Annotated in this window: 27 protein-coding genes; 20 read left to right on the top strand and 7 right to left on the bottom strand. The window is 69.1% G+C overall.

The features are described 5' to 3' along the window. Positions 1-32: 32 nt before the first annotated feature. The 8 genes from V7Z82_RS08940 to V7Z82_RS08905 all read left to right on the top strand — a co-directional run bounded on the left by V7Z82_RS08940 (position 33) and on the right by V7Z82_RS08905 (position 6,498). Entirely contained in the window at positions 33-1,046 is a 1,014-nt protein-coding gene (locus tag V7Z82_RS08940; RefSeq protein ID WP_334150258.1) for a Bug family tripartite tricarboxylate transporter substrate binding protein, read from the top strand. Between the two features lies 1 nt (position 1,047). Continuing rightward, on the top strand, positions 1,048-1,608 hold the full coding sequence (locus tag V7Z82_RS08935) for a tripartite tricarboxylate transporter TctB family protein (protein WP_334150256.1): 561 nt from the start codon (positions 1,048-1,050) through the stop codon (positions 1,606-1,608). After that, a complete protein-coding gene (locus V7Z82_RS08930; protein ID WP_334150254.1) occupies positions 1,608-3,155 on the top strand; it encodes a tripartite tricarboxylate transporter permease in 1,548 nt (515 codons plus the stop codon). The genes V7Z82_RS08935 and V7Z82_RS08930 overlap by 1 nt, the downstream gene beginning before the upstream one ends. An 80-nt stretch (positions 3,156-3,235) precedes the next feature. Next, positions 3,236-4,036, top strand: coding sequence for a sulfite exporter TauE/SafE family protein (locus V7Z82_RS08925; RefSeq protein WP_334150253.1), 801 nt, complete (start codon positions 3,236-3,238; stop codon positions 4,034-4,036). Between the two features lie 40 nt (positions 4,037-4,076). Then, the gene (locus tag V7Z82_RS08920) at positions 4,077-4,523 is read left to right on the top strand and encodes an FAS1-like dehydratase domain-containing protein (RefSeq protein WP_334150250.1); all 447 of its coding nucleotides are present in this window, start codon (positions 4,077-4,079) and stop codon (positions 4,521-4,523) included. Further along, a complete protein-coding gene (locus V7Z82_RS08915; protein WP_334150248.1) occupies positions 4,523-4,921 on the top strand; it encodes a MaoC/PaaZ C-terminal domain-containing protein in 399 nt (132 codons plus the stop codon). The genes V7Z82_RS08920 and V7Z82_RS08915 overlap by 1 nt, the downstream gene beginning before the upstream one ends. Before the next feature lie 13 nt (positions 4,922-4,934). Next, on the top strand, positions 4,935-6,065 hold the full coding sequence (locus tag V7Z82_RS08910) for a UDP-N-acetylmuramate dehydrogenase (protein WP_334150246.1): 1,131 nt from the start codon (positions 4,935-4,937) through the stop codon (positions 6,063-6,065). Positions 6,066-6,096: 31 nt separating this feature from the next. Then, positions 6,097-6,498 (top strand): VOC family protein, encoded by a 402-nt coding sequence (locus V7Z82_RS08905; RefSeq protein ID WP_334150244.1) that lies wholly within the window; start codon positions 6,097-6,099, stop codon positions 6,496-6,498. A gap of 61 nt (positions 6,499-6,559) precedes the next feature. Here the strand turns inward: V7Z82_RS08905 and V7Z82_RS08900 are convergent, their stop codons facing one another. Next, complete coding sequence (locus V7Z82_RS08900) at positions 6,560-7,759, bottom strand: pyridoxal phosphate-dependent aminotransferase (protein WP_334150243.1); 1,200 nt, start codon at positions 7,757-7,759, stop codon at positions 6,560-6,562. Between the two features lie 93 nt (positions 7,760-7,852). Continuing rightward, entirely contained in the window at positions 7,853-8,947 is a 1,095-nt protein-coding gene (gene ald / locus V7Z82_RS08895; RefSeq protein ID WP_334150241.1) for an alanine dehydrogenase, read from the bottom strand. Positions 8,948-9,069: 122 nt separating this feature from the next. Between ald and V7Z82_RS08890 the strand changes: the two genes are divergently transcribed. Next, on the top strand, positions 9,070-9,588 hold the full coding sequence (locus V7Z82_RS08890) for an Lrp/AsnC family transcriptional regulator (RefSeq protein ID WP_334150239.1): 519 nt from the start codon (positions 9,070-9,072) through the stop codon (positions 9,586-9,588). 112 nt (positions 9,589-9,700) lie between these two features. Here the strand turns inward: V7Z82_RS08890 and V7Z82_RS08885 are convergent, their stop codons facing one another. The 3 genes from V7Z82_RS08885 to aceA form a co-directional block, all read right to left on the bottom strand. Further along, a complete protein-coding gene (locus V7Z82_RS08885; RefSeq protein ID WP_334150237.1) occupies positions 9,701-10,135 on the bottom strand; it encodes a hypothetical protein in 435 nt (144 codons plus the stop codon). A gap of 114 nt (positions 10,136-10,249) precedes the next feature. Beyond that, a complete protein-coding gene (gene aceB, locus V7Z82_RS08880) occupies positions 10,250-11,905 on the bottom strand; it encodes a malate synthase A (RefSeq protein WP_334150235.1) in 1,656 nt (551 codons plus the stop codon). A 20-nt stretch (positions 11,906-11,925) separates the two neighbouring features. After that, positions 11,926-13,266, bottom strand: a complete 1,341-nt coding sequence (gene aceA, locus V7Z82_RS08875) for an isocitrate lyase (RefSeq protein ID WP_334150233.1) — start codon at positions 13,264-13,266, stop codon at positions 11,926-11,928. A 149-nt stretch (positions 13,267-13,415) separates the two neighbouring features. Between aceA and V7Z82_RS08870 the strand changes: the two genes are divergently transcribed. The 8 genes from V7Z82_RS08870 to V7Z82_RS08835 all read left to right on the top strand — a co-directional run bounded on the left by V7Z82_RS08870 (position 13,416) and on the right by V7Z82_RS08835 (position 22,471). Continuing rightward, the gene (locus V7Z82_RS08870; RefSeq protein WP_334150231.1) at positions 13,416-14,888 is read left to right on the top strand and encodes a helix-turn-helix domain-containing protein; all 1,473 of its coding nucleotides are present in this window, start codon (positions 13,416-13,418) and stop codon (positions 14,886-14,888) included. Between the two features lie 119 nt (positions 14,889-15,007). Next, on the top strand, positions 15,008-16,564 hold the full coding sequence (locus tag V7Z82_RS08865) for a glucoamylase family protein (protein WP_442927603.1): 1,557 nt from the start codon (positions 15,008-15,010) through the stop codon (positions 16,562-16,564). Between the two features lie 36 nt (positions 16,565-16,600). Next, positions 16,601-17,227, top strand: a complete 627-nt coding sequence (locus V7Z82_RS08860; RefSeq protein ID WP_334150226.1) for a TetR/AcrR family transcriptional regulator — start codon at positions 16,601-16,603, stop codon at positions 17,225-17,227. 136 nt (positions 17,228-17,363) lie between these two features. Further along, positions 17,364-18,470: an ABC transporter substrate-binding protein gene (locus tag V7Z82_RS08855; protein ID WP_334150224.1), complete on the top strand. Its 1,107-nt coding sequence runs from the start codon at positions 17,364-17,366 to the stop codon at positions 18,468-18,470. Beyond that, positions 18,470-19,267: an ABC transporter ATP-binding protein gene (locus V7Z82_RS08850; RefSeq protein WP_334150222.1), complete on the top strand. Its 798-nt coding sequence runs from the start codon at positions 18,470-18,472 to the stop codon at positions 19,265-19,267. The genes V7Z82_RS08855 and V7Z82_RS08850 overlap by 1 nt, the downstream gene beginning before the upstream one ends. Further along, on the top strand, positions 19,260-20,108 hold the full coding sequence (locus V7Z82_RS08845) for an ABC transporter permease (protein ID WP_334150221.1): 849 nt from the start codon (positions 19,260-19,262) through the stop codon (positions 20,106-20,108). Before V7Z82_RS08850 ends, V7Z82_RS08845 begins: the two co-directional genes overlap by 8 nt. Before the next feature lie 106 nt (positions 20,109-20,214). Next, positions 20,215-21,594 carry an NtaA/DmoA family FMN-dependent monooxygenase gene (locus V7Z82_RS08840; protein ID WP_334150219.1) on the top strand — a complete coding sequence of 460 codons (1,380 nt, stop codon included), beginning with the start codon at positions 20,215-20,217 and terminating at the stop codon, positions 21,592-21,594. Then, positions 21,587-22,471 carry a ribokinase gene (locus V7Z82_RS08835; RefSeq protein WP_334150218.1) on the top strand — a complete coding sequence of 295 codons (885 nt, stop codon included), beginning with the start codon at positions 21,587-21,589 and terminating at the stop codon, positions 22,469-22,471. The genes V7Z82_RS08840 and V7Z82_RS08835 overlap by 8 nt, the downstream gene beginning before the upstream one ends. Positions 22,472-22,487: 16 nt before the next feature. On the opposite strand, the gene V7Z82_RS08830 is transcribed toward V7Z82_RS08835, so the two are convergent. Further along, the gene (locus tag V7Z82_RS08830; protein ID WP_334150217.1) at positions 22,488-23,078 is read right to left on the bottom strand and encodes a PadR family transcriptional regulator; all 591 of its coding nucleotides are present in this window, start codon (positions 23,076-23,078) and stop codon (positions 22,488-22,490) included. Positions 23,079-23,181: 103 nt separating this feature from the next. On the opposite strand from V7Z82_RS08830, the gene V7Z82_RS08825 reads away from it, so the two are divergent. After that, positions 23,182-23,691, top strand: a complete 510-nt coding sequence (locus V7Z82_RS08825) for a flavin reductase family protein (RefSeq protein ID WP_334150215.1) — start codon at positions 23,182-23,184, stop codon at positions 23,689-23,691. Further along, complete coding sequence (locus tag V7Z82_RS08820; RefSeq protein WP_334150212.1) at positions 23,688-24,086, top strand: riboflavin kinase; 399 nt, start codon at positions 23,688-23,690, stop codon at positions 24,084-24,086. The genes V7Z82_RS08825 and V7Z82_RS08820 overlap by 4 nt, the downstream gene beginning before the upstream one ends. Here V7Z82_RS08820 and V7Z82_RS08815 read toward each other — a convergent pair. Beyond that, positions 24,083-24,736 carry an amino acid deaminase gene (locus V7Z82_RS08815; protein WP_334150210.1) on the bottom strand — a complete coding sequence of 218 codons (654 nt, stop codon included), beginning with the start codon at positions 24,734-24,736 and terminating at the stop codon, positions 24,083-24,085. The genes V7Z82_RS08820 and V7Z82_RS08815 overlap by 4 nt on opposite strands. 118 nt (positions 24,737-24,854) lie before the next feature. Here V7Z82_RS08815 and V7Z82_RS08810 point away from each other — a divergent pair, with 118 nt between their 5' ends. Continuing rightward, complete coding sequence (locus V7Z82_RS08810; RefSeq protein ID WP_334150208.1) at positions 24,855-25,493, top strand: HAD family hydrolase; 639 nt, start codon at positions 24,855-24,857, stop codon at positions 25,491-25,493. The last annotated feature ends 11 nt before the right edge of the window (positions 25,494-25,504 follow it).

The raw sequence follows: 25,504 nt of genomic DNA, 5'->3' as shown, positions 1-25,504 counted from the left end.
AGCATTCATCGACGCTCAAGGAGGAGCGCATCATGAACACAGCACGCATCGGCACCCTGGTCGCACTGGCGGCGGTCGCCGCAGTGACACTGACCTCATGCGCAGGCGGCTCGGCGCCGGCCGCGGATCAGAGCGACGAGGCGGTGACCGTCACGGATCTGTCGATCGTCGTCCCGGCCGACCCGGGCGGCGGGTGGGACCAGACCGGCCGGGCGCTCTCGCAGCTGCTCACCGAGGAGAAGATCGTCGGCTCCGCGCCGGTCACCAACGTCGGCGGCGCAGGCGGCACGGTCGGGCTCGCGCAGCTCGCGAACGAGCGCGACCCCGACACGCTCATGGTCATGGGCCTCGTGATGGTCGGTGCGGTGGAGACCAACGCGTCCGCCGTCCGCATCGAGGACATGACGCCGATCGCCCGGCTGACCGATGAGCCCCTCGTCGTGGTGGTTCCGGCCGACTCGGAGTACGACACGCTCGAGGATCTGGTCGAGGACGTCGTCGACACCGGCCAGGCGGTCACGATCACGGGTGGGTCCGCTGGCGGCGCCGACCACATCCTCGCCGGGCTCATGCTGGAGGAGGCGGGCCTCGACGGCGCCGAGATCGCCGAGAAGCTCAACTACACGCCGAATTCGGGCGGCGGCGAGGCGACCTCGCTCATCCTCGGCGGCAAGGTCTCAGCCGGCATCTCCGGCGTCGGCGAGTTCCTGCAGCACATCGAGGCAGGCACCATGCGGGCGCTCGCGGTCTCGTCCGACGCGGAGGTTCCGCAGCTGCCCGACGTGCCCACCATCACCGACTCCGGTTACGACGTCGTGCTGACCAACTGGCGCGGCGTGATCGCTCCCGGTGACATCGACGACGCCCACCGTGCCGAGCTCGAGCGCATCGTCACCGAGCTGCATGACACGGATGCGTGGACCGAGGAGCTCGAGACCAGGGGATGGGCCGACGCCTTCCTCACCGGCGCCGAGTTCGAGGACTACCTCACCGGGAACATCGACGAGGTCACGACCACGCTGCAGAACATCGGTCTGGTCGGCTGACATGGCGCGCGGGTCTCTGCGGGGATCCGAGGAGGTGCGGGTCGGCGTCGACCGACCCGCACGGCTCCTCGGTGGTCTCCCGCCCGGCGAACTCGTGTTCGCCCTGCTCATGGTCGCGCTCGGGCTGTTCGCGCTCATCGGCGTGTTCACGATCCACGTGCCCGTCGGCTCGCAGGTCGGGCCGACCGTGTTCCCGATCTTCGTCGCGGTGCTGCTGCTCGGCTCGGCGGTCGCGGTGGTCATCGGCATCCTCCGGGGTGACCGAGGGGTGCCGGAGGACGGCGAGGACGTCGACCAGAGCCTGCCGACCGACTGGATCACGCTCGTGAAGATCGCCGCATTCCTGGTCGCGCACCTCGCGCTCATCGAGGTGCTCGGCTGGGCCCCAGCCGCCGCACTCCTGTTCGGCGGGGTCGCGTGGTCGCTCGGCGCCAAGAAGTGGTGGCGCGCGCTGATCATCGGCGTCGTGCTCGCGCTCGTCGTCCAGGTCGTGTTCGGCGGACTGCTGGGGCTCTCGCTGCCCTGGGGCCCGGCGCTCGGGTGGCTGGGGAGGATGTTCTGATGGACAGCTGGACCCTGCTCCTGGAAGGCTTCGCCACCGCGCTGCAGCCGCAGTACCTCGTCTTCGCGTTCTTCGGCGTGCTGATCGGCACCGCTGTCGGCGTGCTCCCCGGCATCGGGCCGGCGATGACGGTCGCGCTGCTGCTGCCGCTCACCTACACGCTCGATCCGACCGCGGCGCTCATCACGTTCGCCGGCATCTACTACGGCGGGATGTACGGCGGCTCGACCACCAGCATCCTCCTGAACACCCCGGGGGAGTCCGCCTCGATCGTGACCGCGATCGAGGGGCACAAGATGGCCAAGCTCGGTCGAGGGGCCGCGGCCCTCGCCACGGCTGCGATCGGCTCGTTCATCGCCGGCACCATCGCGACGATCGGCCTCACGCTGCTCGCACCGGTGCTCGCCCAGTTCGCGGTGAACCTCGGACCGTCGGACTACGTCGCGCTGATCGTGGTGGCCTTCGTCACGGTCGGCGCCCTGATGGGTTCGTCCGTGCCGCGCGGGCTGCTCTCGCTCGGCGTCGGACTGTTCCTCGGCCTGATCGGCACCGACCAGCTCTCCGGACAGCAGCGGTACACGCTCGGGCTGCTGCCGCTCGCCGACGGCATCGACATCGTGCTGGTGGCGGTCGGACTCTTCGCGGTGGGGGAGACGCTGTACATCGCGGCGCGGCTCCGGCACGGCGCGATCGATGTGATCCCGGTGAGCCGCGGATGGAAGAACTGGATGACGCGAGACGACTGGCGTCGCTCGTGGAAGCCGTGGCTGCGCGGGACGGCGATCGGCTTCCCGATCGGCACGATCCCGGCGGGCGGTGCCGACGTCGCGACCTTCCTGTCGTATGCCACGGAGCGCAAGCTCTCGAAGCGCAAGGACGAGTTCGGACGGGGCGCGATCGAGGGCGTCGCAGGACCGGAGTCCGCGAACAACGCGGCGGCCGCCGGCGTGCTCGTGCCGCTGCTGACGCTCGGCCTGCCGACGACGGCGACGGCCGCGATCATCCTGACCGCCTTCCAGTCCTACGGCCTCCAGCCGGGGCCGATGCTCTTCACGAGCCAGTCCTCGCTGGTGTGGGCGCTGGTCGCCAGCCTCTACATCGGCAACGTGATCCTGCTCGTGCTGAACCTGCCGCTCGTCGGCATGTGGGTGAAACTGCTGCAGATCCCTCGGCCGTACCTGTACGCCGGCATCCTCATGTTCGCCGCCTTCGGCGCCTACGCGCTGAACTACTCGGTCGTCGACATCCTCATCCTGCTCGTGATCGGTGTGCTCGGCTACTTCATGCGGCGTTATGGCTTCCCGGTCGCGCCGCTCGTCGTCGGCATGATCCTGGGACCGATGGGCGAGGCGCAGCTGCGCCGTGCGCTGCAGCTGAGTCAGGGCGATCTGACGACGCTCGTCGCGCAGCCGTTCGCAGCGATCGCGTACGGTGTGCTGGCACTCCTGATCGTCGGCGGACTGTGGCTGCGCCGCCGTCAGCGGCGGTACGAGCAGGCGCTCACCGAGTCGATCGCGGTGCCGATACGCACGGACTCGGAGGTCTGAGCACGGAACAGGACGAGCGGGTCGCGGGAGTAGGCTGAGCACGGTGCGGCCTTCGTCGGGTCGCGTGGAAGGAACGAAGCGTGAACGACGCCGCCACTGGCCTGCATCGGGGGCCGCGAGCGTACGCGGCGTTCATCGGGATCGGCCTCCTCGCCGGCCTCCTCTCCGGCCTCTTCGGTGTCGGCGGTGGCACGGTGATCGTACCCCTGCTCGTCCTGTTCCTGCACTTCGACCAGCGCCTCGCCGCCGGCACCTCGCTCGCGGCGATCGTGCCGACCGCGAGCGTCGGCGTGATCTCGTACGCCGTGTCGGGTTCGGTCGCCTGGATCCCGGCGCTGATCCTCGCGGCCGGAGCCGTGGTCGGCGCGCAGATCGGCACCCGCCTGCTGCCGCGGATCTCGCAGACCGCGCTGCGGTGGGGCTTCGTCGGCTTCCTCGTCGTCGTGATCGTCACGCTGTTCCTGGTCGTCCCCTCTCGCGATGCCGTGTTCGAACTGACCTGGCTCACCGGCATCGCGCTGGTCGCGGTCGGTGTCGGCACCGGCGTCCTGGCCGGACTCATCGGCGTCGGCGGCGGGGTGATCGTCGTCCCGGTGCTGATGCTCGTGTTCGGCACCAGCGATCTCATCGCGAAGGGCACCTCGCTGCTCATGATGATCCCGACCGCGATCTCGGGAACGGTCGGCAACATCCGCCATCGCAACGTCGACCTGCTGGCCGGAGCCCTGATCGGCGTCGCGGCCTGCACGACCACCGCCCTCGGCGCGTGGATCGCCACCATCGTCGACCCGTCCGTCGGCAACATCCTGTTCGCGGCATACCTCGTCGTGATCGCGGTGCAGATGGCGCTCAAGGCGATCCGCGGTCGGAAGAAGGGCTGATCGGAGCACGGGTGCCGGCTGCCCTCGGTAGGATCGAGAGGTGGCAGTGAACCCAGAACTGGTCGGCCGGGAGTTCCCGCCGACGCTCCCGTACCTCGTCGGACGAGAGAAGATTCGCGAGTTCGCTCGCGCCGTCTTCGCCGATGCCCCGCAGCACACCGACGTCGAGGCGGCCCGCGCGGCCGGATTCGCCGACGTCGTCGCGCCGCCGACCTTCGCGATGGTGGTCCAGGACCAGACGCTGCAGCAGCTGCTCGCCCTCGACGACTCCGGCATCGTGCTCGCGCGCACGATCCACGCCGAGCAGCGCTTCACCTACTCGCGTCCGATCGTGGCCGGCGACGAGCTCGTCGGACGGCTCGAGGTCACCGGCATCCGCACGATGGGCGGCAACGCGCTCATCACCAGCGAGGCCGAGATCACCGATGTCGACGGCGCCCACGTCGTGACCGCGACCAGCGTGCTGCTGGTCGGAGAGGGGGAGTGATGGCGTACGCAGTCGGAGACACGATCGCCGAGCGAACCGTGCACCTCGACCGGGAGTCGCTCGTGCGCTATGCCGGTGCCTCTGGGGACTTCAACCCCATCCACTACCGCGATGACGTCGCAGCATCCGTCGGTCTTCCCGGAGTGCTCGCGCACGGCATGCTCACCATGGGCATCGCGTCGTCGGTCGTCGTCGCCGCCCTCGAGCCCGGCACCAGGATCCTCGACTACGGCGTCCGCTTCACCAAGCCGGTCGTGGTCGACGCCACCGACGGCGCCGACGTGCACGTGCTCGCGACGGTCGGCGCGGTCGACGACGAGTCCGCTCGCATCGATCTGAAGGTCACGTTCGACGAGACCACCGTGCTCGTCAAGGCGCAGCTGCGCGTCGCCGTCTGATGGGCGTGGTCTGATGCGCGAGATCGAGCCGATCCGTCTCGCAGAGCTCACGACGCTGCGCACCGGTGCCGCCCCGGAGCGGATGCAGGAGGCGCACACGACCGAGGGCCTCGTCGAGGCGCTGCGCGACACCTGGTCCCGCGGAGACGACTGGTTCGTGCTCGGCGGCGGGTCGAACCTGTTCGTCGGCGATGAGCCGTTCGAGGGCACCGTCATCCGGGTGCTGACCGAGGGCATCGAAGAGCTGCCCTCGCCGCACACAGGACGGATCCGCCTGCGCGCGCAGGCGGGGCACGGCTGGGATGCGCTCGTCGCCTACGCGGTCGAGCACGGCTACGCGGGCCTCGAGGCGATGTCCGGCATCCCCGGCACGGTCGGCGCTGCGCCGGTGCAGAACATCGGCGCCTACGGCCAGGAGATCCAGGAGACGCTGGTCGAGGTCGAGCTGATCGACGAGAGCACCGGCGTGATCTCGACCGTCCCGGCATCCGAGCTCGGACTCGGCTTCCGCACCTCCGTGCTCAAGCACCACTACGGCAGCGTGCCGGAGCGGCGTGCCGTGATCCTGTCCGCCACGGTCGACCTGGTGGTGGCGAGCGAGCGCATCGTGCGCGGCGAGCAGCTGCGTCGGGCGCTCGGCCTCTCCGATGACACTCCCGTGCCGCTCGCCTGGGTGCGCGAACGCATCCTCGCGACCAGGGCGTCGAAGGGCATGCTGCTCGACGAGAACGATCCGGACACGCACGGCGTCGGCTCGTTCTTCCAGAACGCGATCGTGCCGGAGGGCGTCGCCCGTGCGCTGCCACCGGAGTGCCCTCGGTGGCCGGTCTCGCCGGATCTCGACGCCGTGACCGTGATCCCGCTGGCGACGTACGAGGGACTCGTCGAGGCCCCACGGCGCCAGCCGACCGACGTCAAGGTCAGCGCAGCCTGGCTCATCGAGCAGGCCGGCATCCGCAAGGGGTTCAAGCTGCCACGGTCGCGCGCATCCGTCTCGACCAAGCACGCCCTCGCCCTGACGAACCGCGGAGGCGCGAGCGCCGCCGAGGTCGCGCAGCTCGCGCGATTCATCCAGAGCCGCGTGCACGCCGAGTTCGGCCTGGTGCTGCAGCCCGAGCCGGTGCTCGTCGACGTCGAGCTGTAGTGCGGCGCCGCTCCGGGGCTACACTCGCCGCATGAGTGGACTGACTCCGTACCTGCTGTTCCCCGGGAACGCTGCCGAGGCGATGCGGCACTACCAGTCGGTGTTCGGCGGCGAGCTGCGAATGTTCGACTACGCCCAGTTCGAACGGCACGACGGCCCGTCCGATGCGATCGCGCACGCGATGCTGGAAGGGGTCGTCGACCTCTCCGGCGCGGATGCCGGCATCGATGCGGATGCCGTGCAGATGAACGGCATGTTCTTCTCGCTGCTCGGTACCGCTGACGCCTCGACACTGACCGGCTGGTTCGCCGATCTCTCGGTCGGCGGACGCGTGATCGATCCGCTGCAGCGACGCCCCTGGGGCGACTGGGACGGCACGCTCGTCGATCGCTACGGCGTCCGCTGGCTGATCGGCTACCAGCCGGAATCCTGACAGCACGACGAAGGCCCCCTCTGCAGGCGACTGTGCGAGGGGGCCTTCTCGATTCGTGGGCTCAGGCGAACAGGCGCTGGAGGCGCTGCACCCCTTCGAGGAGTGCATCGTCGCCGAGGGCGTAGGAGAGGCGGAGGTACCCGCTCGGTCCGAACGCCTCACCGGGAACGACTGCGACCTCGGCCTGGTCGAGGATGAGGTCGGCGAGCTCGAGCGAGGTCGTCGGCGTCACGCCGCCCCAGGTGCGGCCGAGCAGGCCCTGCACGTCGGGGTACACGTAGAACGCGCCGAGCGGGTTCGGCACGCGGACGCCGTCGATCTTCGACAGCTCGGCGACGATCAGGCGGCGGCGACGGTCGAATGCCTCGCGCATCTGCTCGGCCTCGTCCTGGGGGCCGTTCAGCGCGGCGATCGCGGCCTTCTGCGCGACGTTGTTCACGTTGCTCGACAGGTGCGACTGCAGGTTCGCGGCGATCTTGATGGCGTCGGCGGGGCCGACCATCCAGCCGACACGCCAGCCGGTCATGGCGTAGGTCTTCGCGACACCGTTGACGAGGATCGTCTGCCCCGCGACCTCGGGGACCGCCTCGACGATCGAGGTCGCCTTGACGCCTTCGTACGTGAGGTTCTGGTAGATCTCGTCGCTGATGACCCAGATGCCGTGCTCGAGCGCCCACTCGCCGATCGCCTTCGTCTCCTCGGCGGTGTAGACGGACCCGGTCGGGTTCGACGGCGAGACGAAGACCAATGCGGTGGTGCGTTCGGTGCGGGCGGCCTCGAGCTGCTCGACGGTGACCTTGTAGTCCTGGTCGGCGCCGGCGAAGACCTCGATCGGGGTGCCGTCGGCGAGACGGATCGCCTCAGGGTAGGTGGTCCAGTACGGCGCCGGCAGCAGCACCTCGTCGCCGGGGTTCACCACGGCCTGGAACGCCTGGTAGACGGACTGCTTGCCGCCGTTGGTCACGATGACCTGGCTCGGCGAGACCTCGAGCCCCGAGTCGCGCAGCGTCTTCGCGGCGATGGCCTCGCGCAGCGCCGGGAGTCCGGCTGCTGGCGTGTACCGGTAACTGGCCGGGTCGGCGAGCGCCTCGGCCGCGGCATCCACGATGAACTGGGGCGTCGAGAAGTCCGGCTCGCCTGCCGCATACGAGATCACGGGCTTGCCCTCAGCCTTGAGAGCCTTCGCCTTGGCATCGACCTTGAGGGTCGCGGATTCGGCGATCGCGGACAGTTTGCGGGAGAGAGGAGCTCGTTCGGTCACGACTACGAGCGTACTCGGGTGGACATGCCGGATGCCGGGCGAGTCGTCATGAAGATCCTGAGTTCTTTCGGATTCCAGCGGGGTTCCGCGAGGTCAGGCGGTGGCGAAGCCGTGCGCCTGAGCGACGGCGTCGAGCACGATGCGGCCACCGTGCACGTTCAGGCCCTTGGCCAGTGCCGCGTCGTCGGCCGCCGCACGGTCCCAGCCCTTGCCGGCGATCGCCGAGACGTAGGGGAGCGTCGCATTCGTGAGCGCACGAGTCGCGGTCTCGGGCACGGCACCCGGCATGTTCGCGACGCAGTAGTAGATCGAGTCGTGCACCGCGAACGTCGGGTCGTCGTGCGTGGTCGGACGAGACCCCTCGAAGCATCCGCCCTGATCGATCGCGATGTCGACCAGCACCGAGCCGGGCTTCATGGTCGCGACCATGTCGTCGGTCACGAGCTTGGGCGCTGCGGCGCCTGGGATCAGCACCGAGCCGATCACGAGGTCTGCGGTGGCGAGTTCCTCGGCGATGTCGTACCGGCTCGAGGCGCGGGTCTCGAGGGCGCCACCGTAGCGGTGCTCGAGCTCGCGCAGACGCGGCAGGGAGATGTCGATCACGGTGACCTTCGAGCCGAGGCCGAGCGCGTTCGCCGCAGCGTGCTCGCCGGCGACGCCACCGCCGATCACGACGGTCTTCGCGCGCGGGGTGCCGGCGATGCCGCCGAGCAGAGTGCCGCGGCCGCCGTTCGAGCGCAGCAGTGCGTAGGAGCCCATCGTCACCGACAGTCGGCCGGCGATCTCGCTCATCGGCACGAGCAGCGGCAGGCTGCGGTCAGGCAGCTGGACGGTCTCGTACGCGACGGCGGTGGTGCCGGCATCGACCAGCGCGGTGGTGAGGGCGCGGTCCGCGGCGAGGTGCAGGTAGGTGAAGAGGGTGAGGTCGGGGCGCAGGAAGCCGTACTCCTGCGCGATCGGCTCCTTGACCTTGATCAGCAGGTCGGCCGCGGCCCACACCTCGGCGGCGGCGTCGACGATCTCGGCCCCGACGGCGCGGTACGCGTCATCCGTGATGCTCGAGCCCAGTCCTGCGCCGGACTGCACGATCACCCGATGGCCCTCGTGCACGAGTCGGTCAGCGCCGGCCGGTGTCAGAGCGACCCGGTTCTCGTTGTTCTTGACCTCGGTGGGGACGCCGATCTTCATCGATCCTCCATATGTCGTGTCCGTGAGGACTACTGTCGCGTGCGTGAAGACAGAATCGCAGAAACGTCGGCACTTCAACAGATTCTCTTCAGAAGATTCGGGCTGAGTCGAAATCCTGAATAATGCTTCGTATGGACGAGGCAGAACAGGCCGCTGGGCCGAAGACTCTTCGGGCGCCGGCGCTCGACCCGATCGATGCGGAGATCGTGAGGCTGCTCAGTCTCGATGGACGGATGACGAACGCCGAGTTGGCCGGAACACTCGGCGTCGCCCCGTCGACCGCGCATGCGCGCCTTCGGTCGCTGATCGATCGCGGTGTGATCACGGGGTTCCACGCGAGCGTCGACGAGCGGATGCTGGGCGCCGGACTCCAGGCGATCATCGGTGTGACGCTGCGTCCGAGCGGGCGGCGGGAGAGCATCGTCGAGTTCGCGGAACGTGTGCGAGTCCTGCCGCAGGTGATCCAGGTGTTCTTCCTCGGCGGCGACGACGACTTCCTGCTGCACATCGCCGTGGCCGACTCGTCGGAGATGCGCGAGTTCGTGCTCGAGCACCTGTCGGCGCAGAGCAGCGTCGCCTCGACCCGCACGAGCATCGTCTTCGACTATCACCGCAACTCGGTCGCCGCGTCGTTCGCGTGAGCGGGTCGCGGCCGCGCGCGTTCCTTCCGGTCGCACTTCGTGCCGCCCCGGCCGGACCGCAAGCGGCACGAACTGCGACCGGAACGACCCAGGGTCCGGTGGTTCGCGCCGGTCAGGCCCCGAAGGAGGCCGGCAGCGCGCAGTAGTCGGCGGTGCGCCGCACCGGGTTGTCCGGGTCGGTGACATCGACGAGAGCGGATGCCACGCTGTGCGGCGGCTCATCGCCGGCGAGCTGCCACAGGGTGAAGTTCCAGATGCCTCGGGTTCCCTCGTCCATCAGCGCGGCTGGGCCGGAGACGATCAGCACGCGTCCGTCCTGCGCTGAGGCGCGGAAGGGCGAGACGATCTCGGCGCGCAGCGCCTCGGCATCCCCGTCGGCGGTGTGCGTGCGCTCGACCCGCTGGTCTGCCGTCGTCAGCGCGGCGGCGAGATCGTCGGCCGCGCGTCGCGAGCGCTCGGCATCCGCTCCGGTCACGGCCAGCAGTCGGTTGCCCCGCGGGTAGAGGTGCAGGAACTCGCCGGCGATGTCACTCCATGCGTCCGTCATGGGTCCAGCGTACGTCCGCTGCGGTGCGTTGGCTCCGGGTGCGCCGAGACGCCACGACGCCCCCGATCGCGCGCCGCCGGATGCGGGCGCGAGCGGGGGCTCGTGGGGGGAACCTCAGTCCTCGTCGATCAGGTACTTCGAGTACGCGCCGAGTGTGAGGAACGCCGGGAACTCCTCGCGCAGCGACACCTCGCGGAAGATCTCCGCCGCGTCGTCGAACCGATCGCCGGCGCTCCGCGTCGCCTGGGCGAGCACCTGGGAGATGAGTCCCTCGATGTACTCGGCCGTGATCGCGGACCCGTCCTGCGTGCTGCGGTCCTGGTGGATCCACTGCCAGACCTGCGAGCGGCTGATCTCGGCGGTCGCGGCATCCTCCATCAGGTTGTCGATCGCGACGGCGCCCAGACCGCGCAGCCACGCCTCGAGGTAGCGGATCGCAACCGAGACGTTGTCGCGAACGCCCTGCGCCGTGATCGGTCGACCGATGTGCAGATCGAGCAGATCGGATGCCTGCACGTGCACATCGTCGCGCTGGCGGTCGACCTGGTTCGGCCGGTCGCCGAGCACCGCATCGAATTCGGCCTGTGCGGTCGGGATCAGGTCGGGGTGCGCGACCCAGGTGCCGTCGAAGCCGTCGCCGGCCTCGCGCTTCTTGTCGGCGGAGACCTTCTCGATCGCGCGCGCCGTCACCTCGGGGTCGCGGCGGTTCGGGATGAACGCGCTCATGCCGCCGATCGCGAAGGCTCCCCGCTTGTGGCAGGTCTGCACGAGCAGGTCGGTGTAGGCCCGCATGAACGGCACCGTCATCGTGACCTCGCTGCGGTCGGGGAGCACGAACCGTGCACCGCGGCCGCGGTAGTTCTTGATGATCGAGAAGATGTAGTCCCAGCGCCCTGCGTTCAGGCCGGCGCAGTGATCGCGCAGCTCGTACAGGATCTCGTCCATCTCGAACGCGGCGGGAAGCGTCTCGATCAGGACAGTCGCCCTGATCGTGCCGTGCGGGATGCCGATGTACTCCTCGCTGAACGAGAAGACGTCGTCCCAGAGCTTGGCCTCTTCGCTGGACTCGATCTTGGCGAGGTAGAAATAGGGCCCACGGCCGCCGTCGATCAGCGCCTGCGCGTTGTGCAGGAAGTAGAGCCCGAAGTCGACCAGGGAGCCGGATGCCGAGGTGCGGCGTCCTGCGCGGTCGATGAAGGCGATGTGCTTCTCCGGCAGGTGCCAGCCGCGCGGACGCATCACGATCGTCGGCGTGCGCTCTGCGGTGACGCGGTACTCCTTGCCTGCGGGAGACGTGAACGAGAGCTCGCCCCGGATCGCGTCGCGCAGCGACAGCTGACCCTCGATGACGTTCTTCCAGGTGGGGCTCGTGGCGTCCTCCTGGTCGGCGAGCCAGACCCTCGCGCCGGAGTTCAGCGCGTTGATCGTCATCTTCGGGTCGGTCGGACCGGTGATCTCGACGCGACGGTCCTCGAGCCCCGGACCTGCACCCGCGACACGCCATTCTGCGTCGTCGCGGATGTGGGCCGTGTCGTCGCGGAACCGCGGGTCGTGGCCGTTGCCGATCTCGAAGCGACGACGCATGCGGTCGGCGAGCCGGTCATGGCGACGCGAGGCGAAGCGATGGTGCAGCTCGGTGAGGAAGGCGATCGCGCCGGGGGTGAGGATCTCCTCGAAGCGGTCGCGCAGTGCGCCGGTGACCTCGATCGCCGGACCCTGCTGGGTCGTCTGGATCGGAGTCGTGGTCGGGGGAGCGGTGGGAGTGGTCATGATCGTGGTCCTTTGCGAAATCAGTGGAACTGCGCGGTCTCGGTGGAGCCGGCGAGGGCGAGGGTCGCGCTGTCGGGGTTGAGCGCGGTGGAGATGACATCGAAGTACCCGGTGCCGGCCTCGCGCTGGTGCTTGGTGGCGGTGTAGCCGTCTGCTTCAGCGGCGAACTCGGCCTCCTGCAGCTCGACGTAGGCGCTCATGGCGCGATCGGCGTAGCCGCGGGCGAGGTCGAACATCGAGTAGTTCAGGGCGTGGAAGCCGGCCAGGGTGATGAACTGGAACTTGTACCCCAGGTCGGCGAGCTCCTGCTGGAAGGTCGCGATCTCGGCGTCCGAGAGGTGGCGCTTCCAGTTGAAGCTCGGCGAGCAGTTGTAGGCGAGGAGCTTGCCGGGGAACTGCTCGTGGACGGCTGCGGCGAAGGCGCGGGCGAGCTCGATGTCGGGCTCTCCCGTCTCGACCCACAGCAGATCGGCGTAGGGCGCGAAGGCGAGTCCGCGGCTGATGACCGACTCGATGCCGGGGCGGATGCGGTAGAAGCCCTCCGGTGTGCGCTCGCCGGTGGTGAACGCCTGGTCGCGCTCGTCGACGTCGCTGGTGAGCAGGTCGGCGGCGAGGGCGTCCGTTCGGGCGATGATGACGGTGGGGACGCCGGCGACGTCGGCCGCGAGGCGAGCCGCATTCAGGGTGCGGATGTGCTGCTGGGTCGGCACGAGCACCTTGCCGCCGAGGTGGCCGCACTTCTTCTCGCTCGCGAGCTGGTCCTCCCAGTGGATCGCCGCAGCTCCGGCCTGGATCAGCGACTGCGCGAGCTCGTAGGCGTTCAGCGGTCCGCCGAACCCGGCCTCGGCGTCGGCGACGATCGGGGCGAGCCAGTCCTGCGTGATCTCGCCGGTGCCGCTCATGGCCTCGGCGTGCTCGAGCTGGTCCTGGCGGATCAGGGCGTTGTTGATGCGGCGGACCACCGCCGGCACCGAGTTCGCGGGGTACAGCGACTGGTCCGGGTAGGTCTGACCGGCGAGGTTGCCGTCGGCCGCGACCTGCCAGCCGGAGAGGTAGATCGCCTTGAGCCCTGCGCGCACCTGCTGCACGGCCTGGCCGCCGGTGTAGGCGCCGAGCGCCCGCACGTAGTCCTCGGTGTGCAGGAGGTTCCAGAGGTTCTCGGCACCGCGGTGGGCGAGCGTCGACTCCTCGCGGACGGAGCCACGGATGCGGATGACGTCGTCTGCCGTGTACGTGCGCTCGACGCCGTCCCACCGGGGGTCCGTCTCCCAGATCTCCTGGAGCTCGGCAGCCGTCTGCACCTGGTCACCGGCTCGCAGGCCGGCGGGGCGGGGTGCGTTGGTTCCTGCGGTGTTCGTCATGGTGTCTCCTCGATGAGCGTGGATCGCTGGGCCTGTCGAAGCGTCCAGCGGGTGGCGTGTTCCCACTGTGTGTGAAGTTCGGGGCATCCGATTGCCGAATCCGAGGAGAAGATCGTGTGAAATTCTGTTTCTGTGACAGAATCACCGCCATGACCCCTTCGACAGGCTCAGGGACCCAGCTCTCCGCTGCAGAGGACGCCGACTCCCTCACGATCGGACGCCGCATCCGTCAGCTGCGCACGGCGCGAGGAATGACCCTGGACGACCTCGCTGCGGCGGTCGATCGCGCGCCGAGCCAGATGTCGATGGTCGAGACCGGCAAGCGCGAGCCCAAACTGACGCAGCTGCAGGCGATCGCCCGAGCGCTCGGCGTCACGATCGATGCCCTGCTCGAGGGTGAGCCGCTCGACGAACGGAGCGCCGTGGAGATCGCGCTCGAGCGAGCGATGAAGGGGCAGACCTTCCAGGCGCTCGGGATCGAGCCGTTCCGCATCGCGAAGAGCGTGCCGACGGATGCGCTGAAGGCGCTGCTCGCGCTGCACGGCGAGATCGACCGCCTCAAGGACGAGCGGGCGGCGACCCCGGAGGAGGCACGCCGCGCGAACGTCGAGCTCCGACACCTGATGCGCAGGCAGGACAACCACTTCGCCGACCTCGAGACCAAGGCATCCGAGATCCTCAGCGCGGTCGGGCACCCTGGCGGACCGCTCACGCAGCGCACGGCATCGGAGATCGCGGCGTACCTCGGCTTCACCCTGCACTACGCACCCGACCTGCCGCAGACGACCCGCAGCGTCGCCGATCTCGCGCACGGCCGGTTGTACCTCTCGAGCCGGGTGCCGGCGAAGGGCGATGCCCGCACCGCGGTGCTGCAGGCGCTGTCGAGCCGCATGCTCGGCCACTCGGAGCCGCGCAGCTACGCCGAGTTCCTGCGCCAGCGGGTCGAGACGAACTACCTCACGGGTGCGCTGCTGATCCCCGAGGCGCACGTGGTGCCTGCGCTCAAGGATGCCAAGGCCCGCCGGTCGATCTCGATCGAGGATCTGCGCGACGCGTACTCGGTGTCGTACGAGACGGCGGCGCACCGGTTCACGAACCTGGCGACCCGGCACCTCGACATCCCGGTGCACTTCCTGAAGGTGCACGAGTCGGGCACGATCACGAAGGCGTATGAGAACGATGACGTGAACTTCCCGACCGATCGCCTGGGCGCGATCGAGGGGCAGATGTGCTGCCGCAAGTGGACGAGCCGCGTCGTGTTCGACGAGGACGACCGCTTCAATCCGTACTACCAGTACACCGACACCGGCAATGGCACCTACTGGTGCACCGCGAGGGTGGAGGCGTCCAGCGAGGGGCTGCACTCGGTGAGCGTCGGTGTGCGATTCGACGACACCAAGTGGTTCGTCGGCCGCGATACGCAGCACCGCGGCGTCTCGAAGCACTCCGTCGAGGTGTGCTGCCGCCGAGCTCCCGCGGATCTCGAGGACCGCTGGCGCGAGCACTCCTGGCCGAATGTGAAGACGCCGCGCACGCTGCTCGCGACGCTGCCGACCGGCGCGTTCCCCGGCGTCGACACGACGGACGTGTACGAGTTCCTGGAGGCGCACGCGCCGAGCTGACGTCTGCTTCTTCCTCGGGAGGTCGCTCCGCAGGGGGTTGAGCGAACATCGAACACGTGTTAGGTTTTCGCGTGTCGGAGCGCCGCAGTCTGCGGTGCCGTTCTCGATGAGGAGACACGATGAAGCGATGGATGAGCACAGTGGTGACGGTCGGACTGGTCGTCTCCGGCCTGACGATCGCCGGCCCCGCGGTGGCGGGCGACGATCGATCCGGCAACCAGGATCTCAACCGATGGGCCACGGACACCTGGCGCTCCCTCGACGCGATGACCGATGAGGCGACGGGGCTGCCGGCCGACAACATCACCGGCGATCTGGTGACACCCAGCGCGTACACCTCGCCGACGAACATCGGCGGCTACCTGTGGTCGACGGTCACGGCTCGTGACCTCGGGGTCATCAGCGCCCATGAGGCACGTGCCCGCCTGTCGACGACGCTCGAGACCCTGGCCGGGCTCGAGCGCAACGACGCGAGTGGGATGTTCTACAACTGGTACTCCCCGACGACGGGTGAGAAGCTGACGACCTGGCCCGACTCCGGCGACCCCGTGTATCCGTTCCTCAGCACGGTGGACAACGGATGGCTCGCCGCCGCGCTGCGCATCGTGCGCGAGGCGGAACCCCGGCTCGCGGCGCAGGCGGACGCCCTCTACGACTCGATGGACTTCGCATCGTTCTTCGACCCCGCCGGCGCGCCAGGGCTGCCGGCCGGCACGAACCGCGGCGGCTTCTGGGACGCGGCTCCGCCGGACTGCAGTGTCGCCGCGCCGATGTACAACGGGTCGGGGGAGACCGCCTACTACACGTGCCATCACTACGACACGACCGTGAGCGAGAGTCGCATCGCGACCTACCTCGGCATCGCCAACGGCCAGATCCCGGCCGACGCGCTCTCCGGCACGCACCGCACCATGCCTCCCGGCTGCGACTGGGCCTGGCAGGAGCAGCTCCCGCAGGGGGAGTACCGCACCTACGGCGACGTCGAGGTCTGGGAGGGCACGTACAGCTACGAAGGGATGTCGTTCGTGCCGAGCTGGGGCGGCAGCATGTTCGAGTCGCTGATGCCCGACCTCCTCGTCCCCGAGACGAAATGGGGGCCGAAATCCTGGCGCCTGAACCACCCGATCACGGTCGCAGTGCAGCAGCAGCACGGACTCGACGAGGCCGGGTACGGCTACTGGGGCTTCTCCCCTGCGAGCAATCCCTTCGGCGGATACGCGGAGTACGGCGTCGACATCGCAGGCATGCGGTCGGACGGCTACACGTCCGATGCCGAGCAGACCGACGTCGACGTCGACCGGCCGGGGTGCGCGACCGGCACGAACCCCGCTCCCGAGTTCGGCGACGGCGTGGTGACGCCGCACGCCGCCTTCCTCGCGCTGCCGTACGACCGCAGTGGCGTGCTGCGCAACCTCCGGGGCATCGAGCATGAGCTCGGCGCCTACGGTCCCGGTGGGTTCTACGACGCCGTCGCCGTGCGCAGCGACACGGTCGCCGAGCGGTACCTGTCGCTCGACCAGTCGATGATCATGGCCGCAATCGGCAACGAACTCACCCGGGATAAGCTCAAGGACTACTTCGTGGATCGCGAGATGGAACAGCGCCTGCGACCCGCGATGCGACAGCAGGAATTCGGCTCGTCGTGGGGGACGCAGGGCCACGGCCACACGGGCTGAGGCGCGAGTTCCCACGCCGAGGGATGGGAGCGGACAGTGGGTGCGGACGGTCAGCCGGCGGCGGGTCGCGGGTCTCGCGGCCCGTACGCCACAGGGCAGGCGCGACGCCAGGCCATCGTGGACGAGGCGCTCGTGGTGTTCTCGCGCACGGGATTCCATGGCGGATCCCTGCGCGAGATCGCGAAGCGCGTCGGGGTGACGCCCTCCGGCTTGCTGCATCACTTCGCCGACAAGGAGGAGCTGTTCGCCGAGGTGCTCCACCAGCGCGACGAGGCGGTGCGTGCCGCAGCGGGCGACCCGGCAGAGCACACCCTGATCGAGCAGGCGAAGCGGGTCGTCGCTCACAATCAGACGTCGCGGGGCCTGACCTCGCTGTACGCGATCGTCTCGGCCGAGGCGACGGATGCCGAGCATCCATCGCATGACGACTTCGCCGCGCGCTATCGGGCCAGGGCCGACGAGGCCGTCGAGATCCTCCGCCGCGGCCAGGAAGCCGGCGAGGTGCGGGACGACATCGACCCAGCGCTCGCGGCCCGCCTGATCAGTGCCGTCATGGACGGGATCCAGCTCCAGTGGCTGCTGGACGAGTCCGTCGACATGGTGCCGCTCTTCGACGAGTTCGTGCGCCGCTACCTGCATCCCGCGGGCCCTTCTCAGGGCTGATCCGGCGGGCCGTGCGTCGGGAGCGGTGATTCGGCGCGCCCTGTTTCGTCAAAAGTTGGTTTGATCTTGCTTAGTCAATCTTGACTATGTTACTTTCATCGAGCCATCAATGACGAACGGCCGAGAAGGGACCCTCATGGCTACTTCCTCTGCGGAAACCCGATTCCGCATCACTGCCACCCTGACGTGCGTTCTCGCCGCCACGCTGATGCTCGGAGCATGCTCCGCGCAGACGCCAGGCGGCGACACCGCCCCCACGAGTGCAGCAGTCGACACCGACACCTGCCAGCGAAATCAGGACGCAGGCACGATCACCTACATCTCCGGCTACGGCTACTCGGCCAGCGCCGGGCAGCTCGACGTGTTCCTCGCGCAGGAGCTGGGCTATTTCGACGAGCTCTGCCTCGACGTCGAGATCAACGCCTCAGGGGCGAACGGGCAGCAGCTCGTCGCATCCGGCCAGGCGCAGTTCACGGCGCTCGGCTCGGCATCCGACGTGATGCTGGCGGCGGCGAACAGCAAGAACCTCACCGCGGTCGCAACCTACGGCACCACCCCGCCGTTCTCGATCTTCGGCAACGAGAAGCTGCAGAGCCTGAAGGATCTCGAGGGCGGCTCGCTGGGCTACTTCATCAACCTGACCCCGATCGCCTCGGCCATGCTCGACGAGGCAGGTGTCGACGTCTCGAAGGTCGAGATGGTGAAGATGACCAACTACGACCCGACCGTCGTGGTGCGCGACCAGGTCGACGCGATCGTCGGCTACGCCTCCAACCAGCCGCAGTCGCTCAAGGCGCAGGACCTGCCGTTCAGCGAGTTCCTCCCGTCGGACCTCGGCGTCGAGGGCACGTACAACGTGATGGAGGTCAACTCCCGCTTCCTCGACGAGCACCGCGAGGTCGCCGCCGACTTCATGCGTGCATCGCTCAAGGCACTGCAGTACTGCCTCGATGAGTCGGATGCCTGCATCGACACCCTCGCCGAGCTCGCCGAGGAGAACAACCAGGGCGCCGCGTTCCCGCGGGACCAGCTCGCCCGCACCTGGGAGGTCGAGTCCGCCTGGGTGCGCGAGAGCGGCGGCGGCAACCCGGGCGTGCAGACCGAGGACATGTGGAAGCCGGAGTACGAGCTCGTCGAGCAGTACGGCGGGGTCAAGGACCTCCCGGACATCGCCGACATGATGGACGCCGACCTCACCGCCGACCTGTACGACGGCGACACGCTGATCTGGCCGGCCGAGTGATGTCGGTCGCACAGGGCGCAGGCGTCGAGGTCAGGGGCGTCACGAAGACCTTCGGGGTCGACGGCGCGAAGGTCACGGTGCTCGATGACGTGAGCCTGACGATCGGCATGGGCGAGTTCGTCTCGGTGATCGGTCCGAGCGGCTGCGGCAAGTCGACGCTGCTCAAGGTGGTCGCCGGTCTCATCGACGCCGACTCCGGCACCGTCACGATCGACGGCGAGAGCGTGACCGCGGCATCTCGAGACAAGAAGATCGGCCTCGTGCCGCAGTCGCCGGCACTGCTGCCGTGGAAGACCGTGCGCGAGAACGTCGAGCTGCCGGTGCGCATCAACGCCAAGGCGAATGCCGGCCGCGCGCTCCGCGACCCGGCGGAGCTGCTCGCGACCTTCGGCCTCGGCAATGCCATGACGAAGTATCCGGGCCAGCTGTCCGGCGGCATGCAGCAGCGTGCGGCGATCGCCAGGGCGTTCGTGTTCGACCCGGCCATCATGCTGATGGACGAGCCGTTCTCAGCGCTCGACGAGATGAACCGCGACCTGCAGCGCATCGCGCTGCTGGAGTTCTGGCAGTCCAACCGCAAGGCCGTGATGTTCGTCACGCACTCCGTGCCGGAGGCGATCATGCTCTCCGACCGGATCGTCGTGATGGCCGCCCACCCCGGACGCATCGCGCAGGTGATCGACGTGGACCTGCCGCGGCCGCGCGACGAGCACGCCTATGCCACGGAGGAGTTCCGCGAACTGGAAGCAGTCGTGCGCGGTGCACTGCGCGCGCAGACGGAGAAGGCCCATGTCTGAGATGACGATCCGCGATACGACGGCGACGCTCGCCACCGCCCGCCTGAAGGCCGAGCCGCGGCGGGGCATCCCGCCCTGGCTGCGCTGGGGATCGTGGGTGCCGACCCTGATCACGTTCGTGATCGCAGCGCTCCTCTGGCAGGTGGTTGCGTGGACGAACCCGTACGTGCTCCCGACCCTCGAGGCGGTCGGCGCGAGCCTCGTCGACGACGCGGGCATGTACTGGTCGAACTTCCTCGTGACGCTGCTCGAGGTCGTGGTCGGCGCCGCGGCCGGCATCCTCGCCGGCTTCCTGCTCGCCGTGGTGATGGCGGAGTTCCAGCTCATCGAGCGGGCGGTGATGCCGCTCGTGATCATCGTGATGGTGACGCCGATCGTGGCGATCGCGCCCGCGCTCGTCGTGGCCTTCGGGTTCGGCATGGTGCCGAAGTTCATCGTCACCGGACTCGTGGTGTTCTTCCCGATGCTCGTGAACTCGCTCGCCGGTCTCCGCGACGTCGACCACCGAGCGCTCGACGTCTTCAAGACGCTGCACGCCTCGCGATGGGAGATCTTCCGCGAGCTGCGGTTCCCCGGCAGCATGCCCTACGTGTTCGCCGGTCTCCGCATCGCGCTGCCACTCGCCGTGGTCGGCGCGGCGGTCGCCGAGTTCGTCGCCGCTGGTCAGCAGGCCGGCCTCGGCTCGCTCGTCACGACCTCGGCGGCGCAGGCCAACCTCGCCGTCACCTGGGCCAGCATCGCGCTGCTCTGCCTGCTCGGCGTGCTCCTCATCATCGTCCTCGCCCTGGTGCGCACGCGCGTGCTGTGGTGGAGCGACGGCGAGGTCACCGCGAAGGGCTGAGGCGGCATCCGCATCCCGGGGCGGGCCCCCACCCGCCCCGGGGTTCCATCGGCATGCCCCGGAACCCCGAATCGACACGAACCACCCACAAGGAAGGCACCCGCACATGACCGATCAGAACAGCGAGAAGCTGCTGCGCCTCGGCCTCTTCGAGAACGCTCAGGCGAACGACTCCGGCACCGCGACCTGGCGCCACCCCGACAACAAGCGGTACCTGTTCGACAAGCTCGAGTACTGGCGAGACACCGCCCGCATGGTCGAGGACGCCGGGTTCGACTTCCTCTTCCTCGCGGATGCCTGGGGCTGGGCCGATGTCGCAGGCGAGCGTCCGGACATCTGCTCGATCGAGGGGCTGGACCTGCCGCGTCTCGACCCGGCGATCATCCTCGCGGCGCTCATCCCCGAGACCACCAGGCTCGGCCTCGTCGCCACCGGTTCGACACTGCTCGAGCCTCCGTACTCCTTCGCGCGCCGGATGGCGACACTCGACATCCTCTCCGGCGGCCGCATCGGCTGGAACGTCGTCACCACCGGCACCGCCGACACGGCAGTGCAGGGCTTCGGCGTGCCGATGGTGGGCCACGACGAGCGCTACCTGATGGCCGATGACTTCATGCAGGTCGTGTACAAGCTCTGGGAGCAGGCCTGGGAGGAGGGTGCACTCGAACGCGACAAGTCCGGTCGATTCGCCGACCCATCGAAGGTGCACCGCATCGCCCATGACGGCCCGTACTTCCGCTCGCACGGCTACGGCAACACCTCGCGCTCGCCGCAGGGAACGCCTGTGCTCTTCCAGGCCGGGGCATCACCCGCCGGTCGGGAGTTCGGCGGCAAGCACGGCGAGGCGATCTTCGTCGGCAGCGGCTCGGTCGAACAGCTCAGGGCGCACTCGAGCGCGATCCGCGAGGAGGCCGTCAAGAACGGCCGAGCGCCCGACGAGGTGAAGATCATGTCGGCATTCGCTGCCGTCGTCGGCAGCACCGAGGAGGAGGCGAAGCGCAAGTACGCCGAGCTCGCCGACGCGCAGAACCCCGAGGTCACGGTCGCCTCCTATGCGTGGTTCACCGGCCTCGACCTCTCGGCGTACGCGCCGAGCACGCCGATGTCGGAGTTGAGCACCGAGCTCTCCCAGACCCAGGTCGCACGGTTCGCCGACAAGACCGTCGGCGACGTCCTCGGCGACTGGCATGCGCACGGCGTCGGCGCCCGACCGATCGTCGGCACGCCCGAGCAGATCGCCGACCGGATGATCGAGCTCGCCGACGGCGCAGACCTCGACGGCTACCTGTTCGCTCCGGTCATCCCGCCGGCATCCACGGTCGACTTCATCGAGCACGTGCTGCCGATCCTCAAGGAGCGCGGTGCGATCGCCGAGCCGTCCGACAAGCCGCAGTCGCTGCGTGAGCGCCTGATGGGCACGCCGACCCCGGCGCTCGCCGACTCGCACGCCGGAGCCCAGTACCGTCGGACGATGTCGCGTGTCTGACACCCTCATGGGCGTCGCCGTGGTGGGGAGCGCGAACCTCGACCTCGTGGTCGAGGTCTCGCGCCCTCCACTGGTCGGCGAGACCCTTCTGGGCAGCGCCGGCGGTCGCTTCGCCGGCGGCAAGGGCCTGAATCAGGCCGTCGCCTCGGCCCGCAGCGGCGCCCCGACCCGCTTCTGCGCGGTCGTCGGTCGCGATGACGGGGCTGACCTGCTGCAGCAGACGCTGGCGGATGCCGGGGTGACGGCGCTTCTTCGCCGGTCGGCCTCGGCGCCGACCGGCGTCGCGCACGTGCTCGCGCTGGACGGCGGCGACAACAGCATCATCGTCGCGGCCGGCGCCAACGCCGAATTGGAGGCGTCGGATGCCGTCGACGGCGTCGAGGGCGCGGCGGTCGTGCTGGTGCAGCTCGAGATCCCGGTGGCCGCGGTCGCGGCCGCCCTCCGCGCCGGTCGCGCTGCCGGCGCGCGCACCCTGCTGAACGCTGCACCCGCCCAGGATGCCGCAATCGGACTGCTCGCCGACGTGGACGTGCTCATCGTGAACGAGACCGAGTGCGAGGAGCTCGGCGGCGTCGATCGGCTGCAGGTCGCCGGTGCGGATGCCGTCGTGCTCACACGCGGTGCGGCAGGGGTGACGCTGCACCGGTCGGGGCAGGCGCCGCTGCACGTGGGTGCCTTCCGAATCGATCCGGTCGACACGACCGGTGCCGGTGATGCGTTCTGCGGAGCGCTGGCTGCTGCGCTCGCCGCGGGGGAGCGGATCGAAGACGCCCTGGTGCGCGCGTGCGCGGCCGGAGCGATCGTGGCGCAGCACCGAGGGGCGACGACGGCCGCACTCTCTCCCGCGTCGATCGCGGCGCTCGTCGCGTCACGCTGAGCTCTCCCGCTGAGGATTACTCGGCGGGGTCGTCGGCCGGCGCCGTCTCGCCGGCGAAGACGTACTCGCCGGAGCGCAGCCGGTCGAGCAGATCCATCAGCCACTGCTTCTCCGCGGCGAGCCGCGCCGTGGAGAGGTCGAAGATCTCACGCACGTACTTCGGGGTGGTCTCCGAGCGCAGCGTGTCCTGTACGTCGAATCCGTTCTGCGTGATGATCGCGTCGCTCTTGATGAGCCGGTGCTCGAGGCCGGCGATGACCTCCTGGCGGCTCAACACGAACATGAACGAGGCGACGGTCATGATCGCCTGTGTGTCGAAGGCGGCGACGTTCCACAGGTTCTCGCGCAGCATCCGCTGCAGCTCGACCTCGCCGGCGGGGGTGATGCGGTAGGTCGTGCGAGCGGGCCGCTTGCCCTCGGCCTCCGTGCCGCTCTCGGCGATGTAGCCGTCGACCTCGAGAGCGCGCAGGGCGTTGTAGATCGAGCCGGGCTGGATGTGCGCCCATTCGTCGACGTGCCAGGTCATCAGCTCTCGACGGAGGAAGTATCCGTGCACCGGCTGGAACTGCTTCACGGCGCCGAGGACGACGAGGCGGGTGGTCGACATGCCCCTCATGCTAACGGCTGCTCCGTGAGATTCCTGTTGTTTGCATGGTCAAAGTTGCCTATGATCAGAACTAGTCAAAGTTGACTAACGAAAGGAACCCGAAATGACGACTGTCGCGACCGACGCTCTGCCGCGGGACCTCGCCCTCCGCCGGGCGTTCTCGGTGTACCCGACCGGTGTGGTCGCCCTCGCGGCCCACGTCGACGACCGTGCCGTCGGTATGGCCGTCAACTCCTTCACATCGATCTCGCTCGAGCCGGCCCTCGTGGCAGTGAGTGCTGCCCGCACGTCGAAGACCTGGCCGGTCCTCCGCGACGTGCCGGAACTGGGCATGAGCGTGCTCGCGGCGCATCACGAGCCGCTCAGCCGCTCGCTGTCGTCGCGAGAGGGCGACCGCTTCGGCGCGCACGGCTGGCAGCGCACGGATGCCGGTGCGGTGCTGATCGCGGATGCGGCGCTCTGGCTCACCTGCCGCCTGCACAGCACGTTCGACGGCGGCGATCACGAGATCGCGCTGTTCGAGATCGCCGACATCACGGTCTTCGACGACGTCGAGCCGCTGGTGTTCCAGCAGAGCCGCTACCGCTCGATCGCGACCGCCGAGACGCCGTGACCGCATCGCCGCTCGGGGTGATCGCCGGCGTGGTGGTCCCGGGTGACGGCCGCGGTCGGATGCTCGGCTTCCCGACTGCGAACGTCGAGTGCGAGGTGCCGGCGCTGCCGGACGACGGTATCTACGCCGCATGGGTGCGGGTCGACGATGATCCGCACCCATGGGCGGCGAGCGTCAGTGTCGGCACGAATCCCACGTTCGCCGGTGAGCGCGAGCGGCGGGTCGAGGTGCATCTGCACGACGCCGAGGTCGACCTGTACGGCCGGATGCTGACGGTCGACCTGGTGGCCAGGCTGCGGCCGACGCTGCGGTTCGACGCGGTCGAGGACCTGATCGCCCAGACGACGGATGACGTGGCCCGGTGCCATGCGCTGCTGGGCGGACGGTCTGCCTAGACCGCGTTCCAGTGCAGGCGAGGGTCGCTCTCGAACGATTCGAGCGGCACTGACGCATCGACCACCGGGAACATGGTGACGAGCTGCGGCTGCGCGCCGGGCGAGGGAGCCACGGCATAGGCGAGCGCCGTCGGGCCGTCAGCGGCGGCGAAGGCGACGCGGGTCTCGCGCCCACCGATGGTTCCGGATGCGTCGAGCGCCGGTGATCGCAGGACCTCGGATGCCGCTGCCGTGGCCCGTGCGAGCAGTGTCGGGCCTTCGCGCCATGGCAGGAAGCCGTCCGTCGGCAGCCCGCATGCCAGCGCGAGCGCGTCGTCGATCCAGCGAGTCCGTTTGAGTCCGTACGGCGTGGACTCGAGCGAGAGCAGGTAGCCGTAGCAGTGCAGCAGCCCCGCGTTGCCGATCGGCCAGAGCGCCGCGATGCCCGCGCGTCGGTGCAGCTCGTCGAACAGCGCCCGAGAGATGACCGCGGATCCGGTGTGCTCGTCGATCACGGTCGAGCGGCCCCAGGCGTCGAAGCCGCCGGTCGAGCGGTCGTCGCGGATCGAGCCGTCGAGCCAGGGGAGTTCGTCGAGTGCGGCGCGCGCGCCCTCGATCGAACCGTCGGCGGCGCCGATGGCCGCACGAGTGAGCAGTCGGAGTTCGGACATGGCGCTCACCATACGTGACGAGTGTGGACGGATTGTTCACACGGCGTTCACACGATTGGGACCTTCTGTCCACAATCGGTGCCCATGCTGGACGGAGCGTCCACACAGAAGGAACTCCGTGAACTCCATTCTCCTCTTCGATTTCGACGGCACGATCGCACTCGGCGACGGCCCGGTCCTCGCCTATGCGCAGCAGGTGGCTGCAGCACTCGGCGACCACGGCGATTTCGTCGACGGCATCCGCGCGCTGCTCGCGACAGCCGACGGCGAGTCGCTCGACGGCTACGACGCCGTGCGCCAGGCGGCTCAGCGCCGGGGAGCGGATGCCCGCCTCCTCAGCGCCGCGTACCTCGCCAGCCGCGCGCAGCTGGCCACCGACGACGCCCCGATCACCGCACCGGACGGACTCGTCGCCTTCCTCGAGGCCGCCCAGGCAGAGCGCATCCTCGTCACGAACGCCCCGGCCATCCGCATCGAGGAGGCACTCGAGTCGCTCGGGCTCACCGGGCTGTTCGATCGGATCGTCACGAGTGCCCGCAAGCCGAAGGGCCTCGAGACCGTGCTCGCCGACCTGCCGGCCGATGCCCGCGTGCTGAGCGTCGGCGACATCTGGCACAACGACCTCGCTCCGGCGCACGCCCGCGGACACGCGACCGCGCTCATCGGCGGATTCCCCGACCCGCACGCCACCCCCACCTTCCGCGCCGCCGAGTTCTCGAGTCTGGTTCCCCAGCTCGAGGCGTGGCTGCGCGGCTGAGACCTCACCCT

Source organism: Microbacterium sp., assembly GCF_036823965.1.
Lineage (GTDB): Bacteria > Actinomycetota > Actinomycetes > Actinomycetales > Microbacteriaceae > Microbacterium.
The sequence above is the reverse complement of the archived record's forward strand: the minus strand, read 5'-3'. Positions and strand labels throughout refer to the sequence as shown.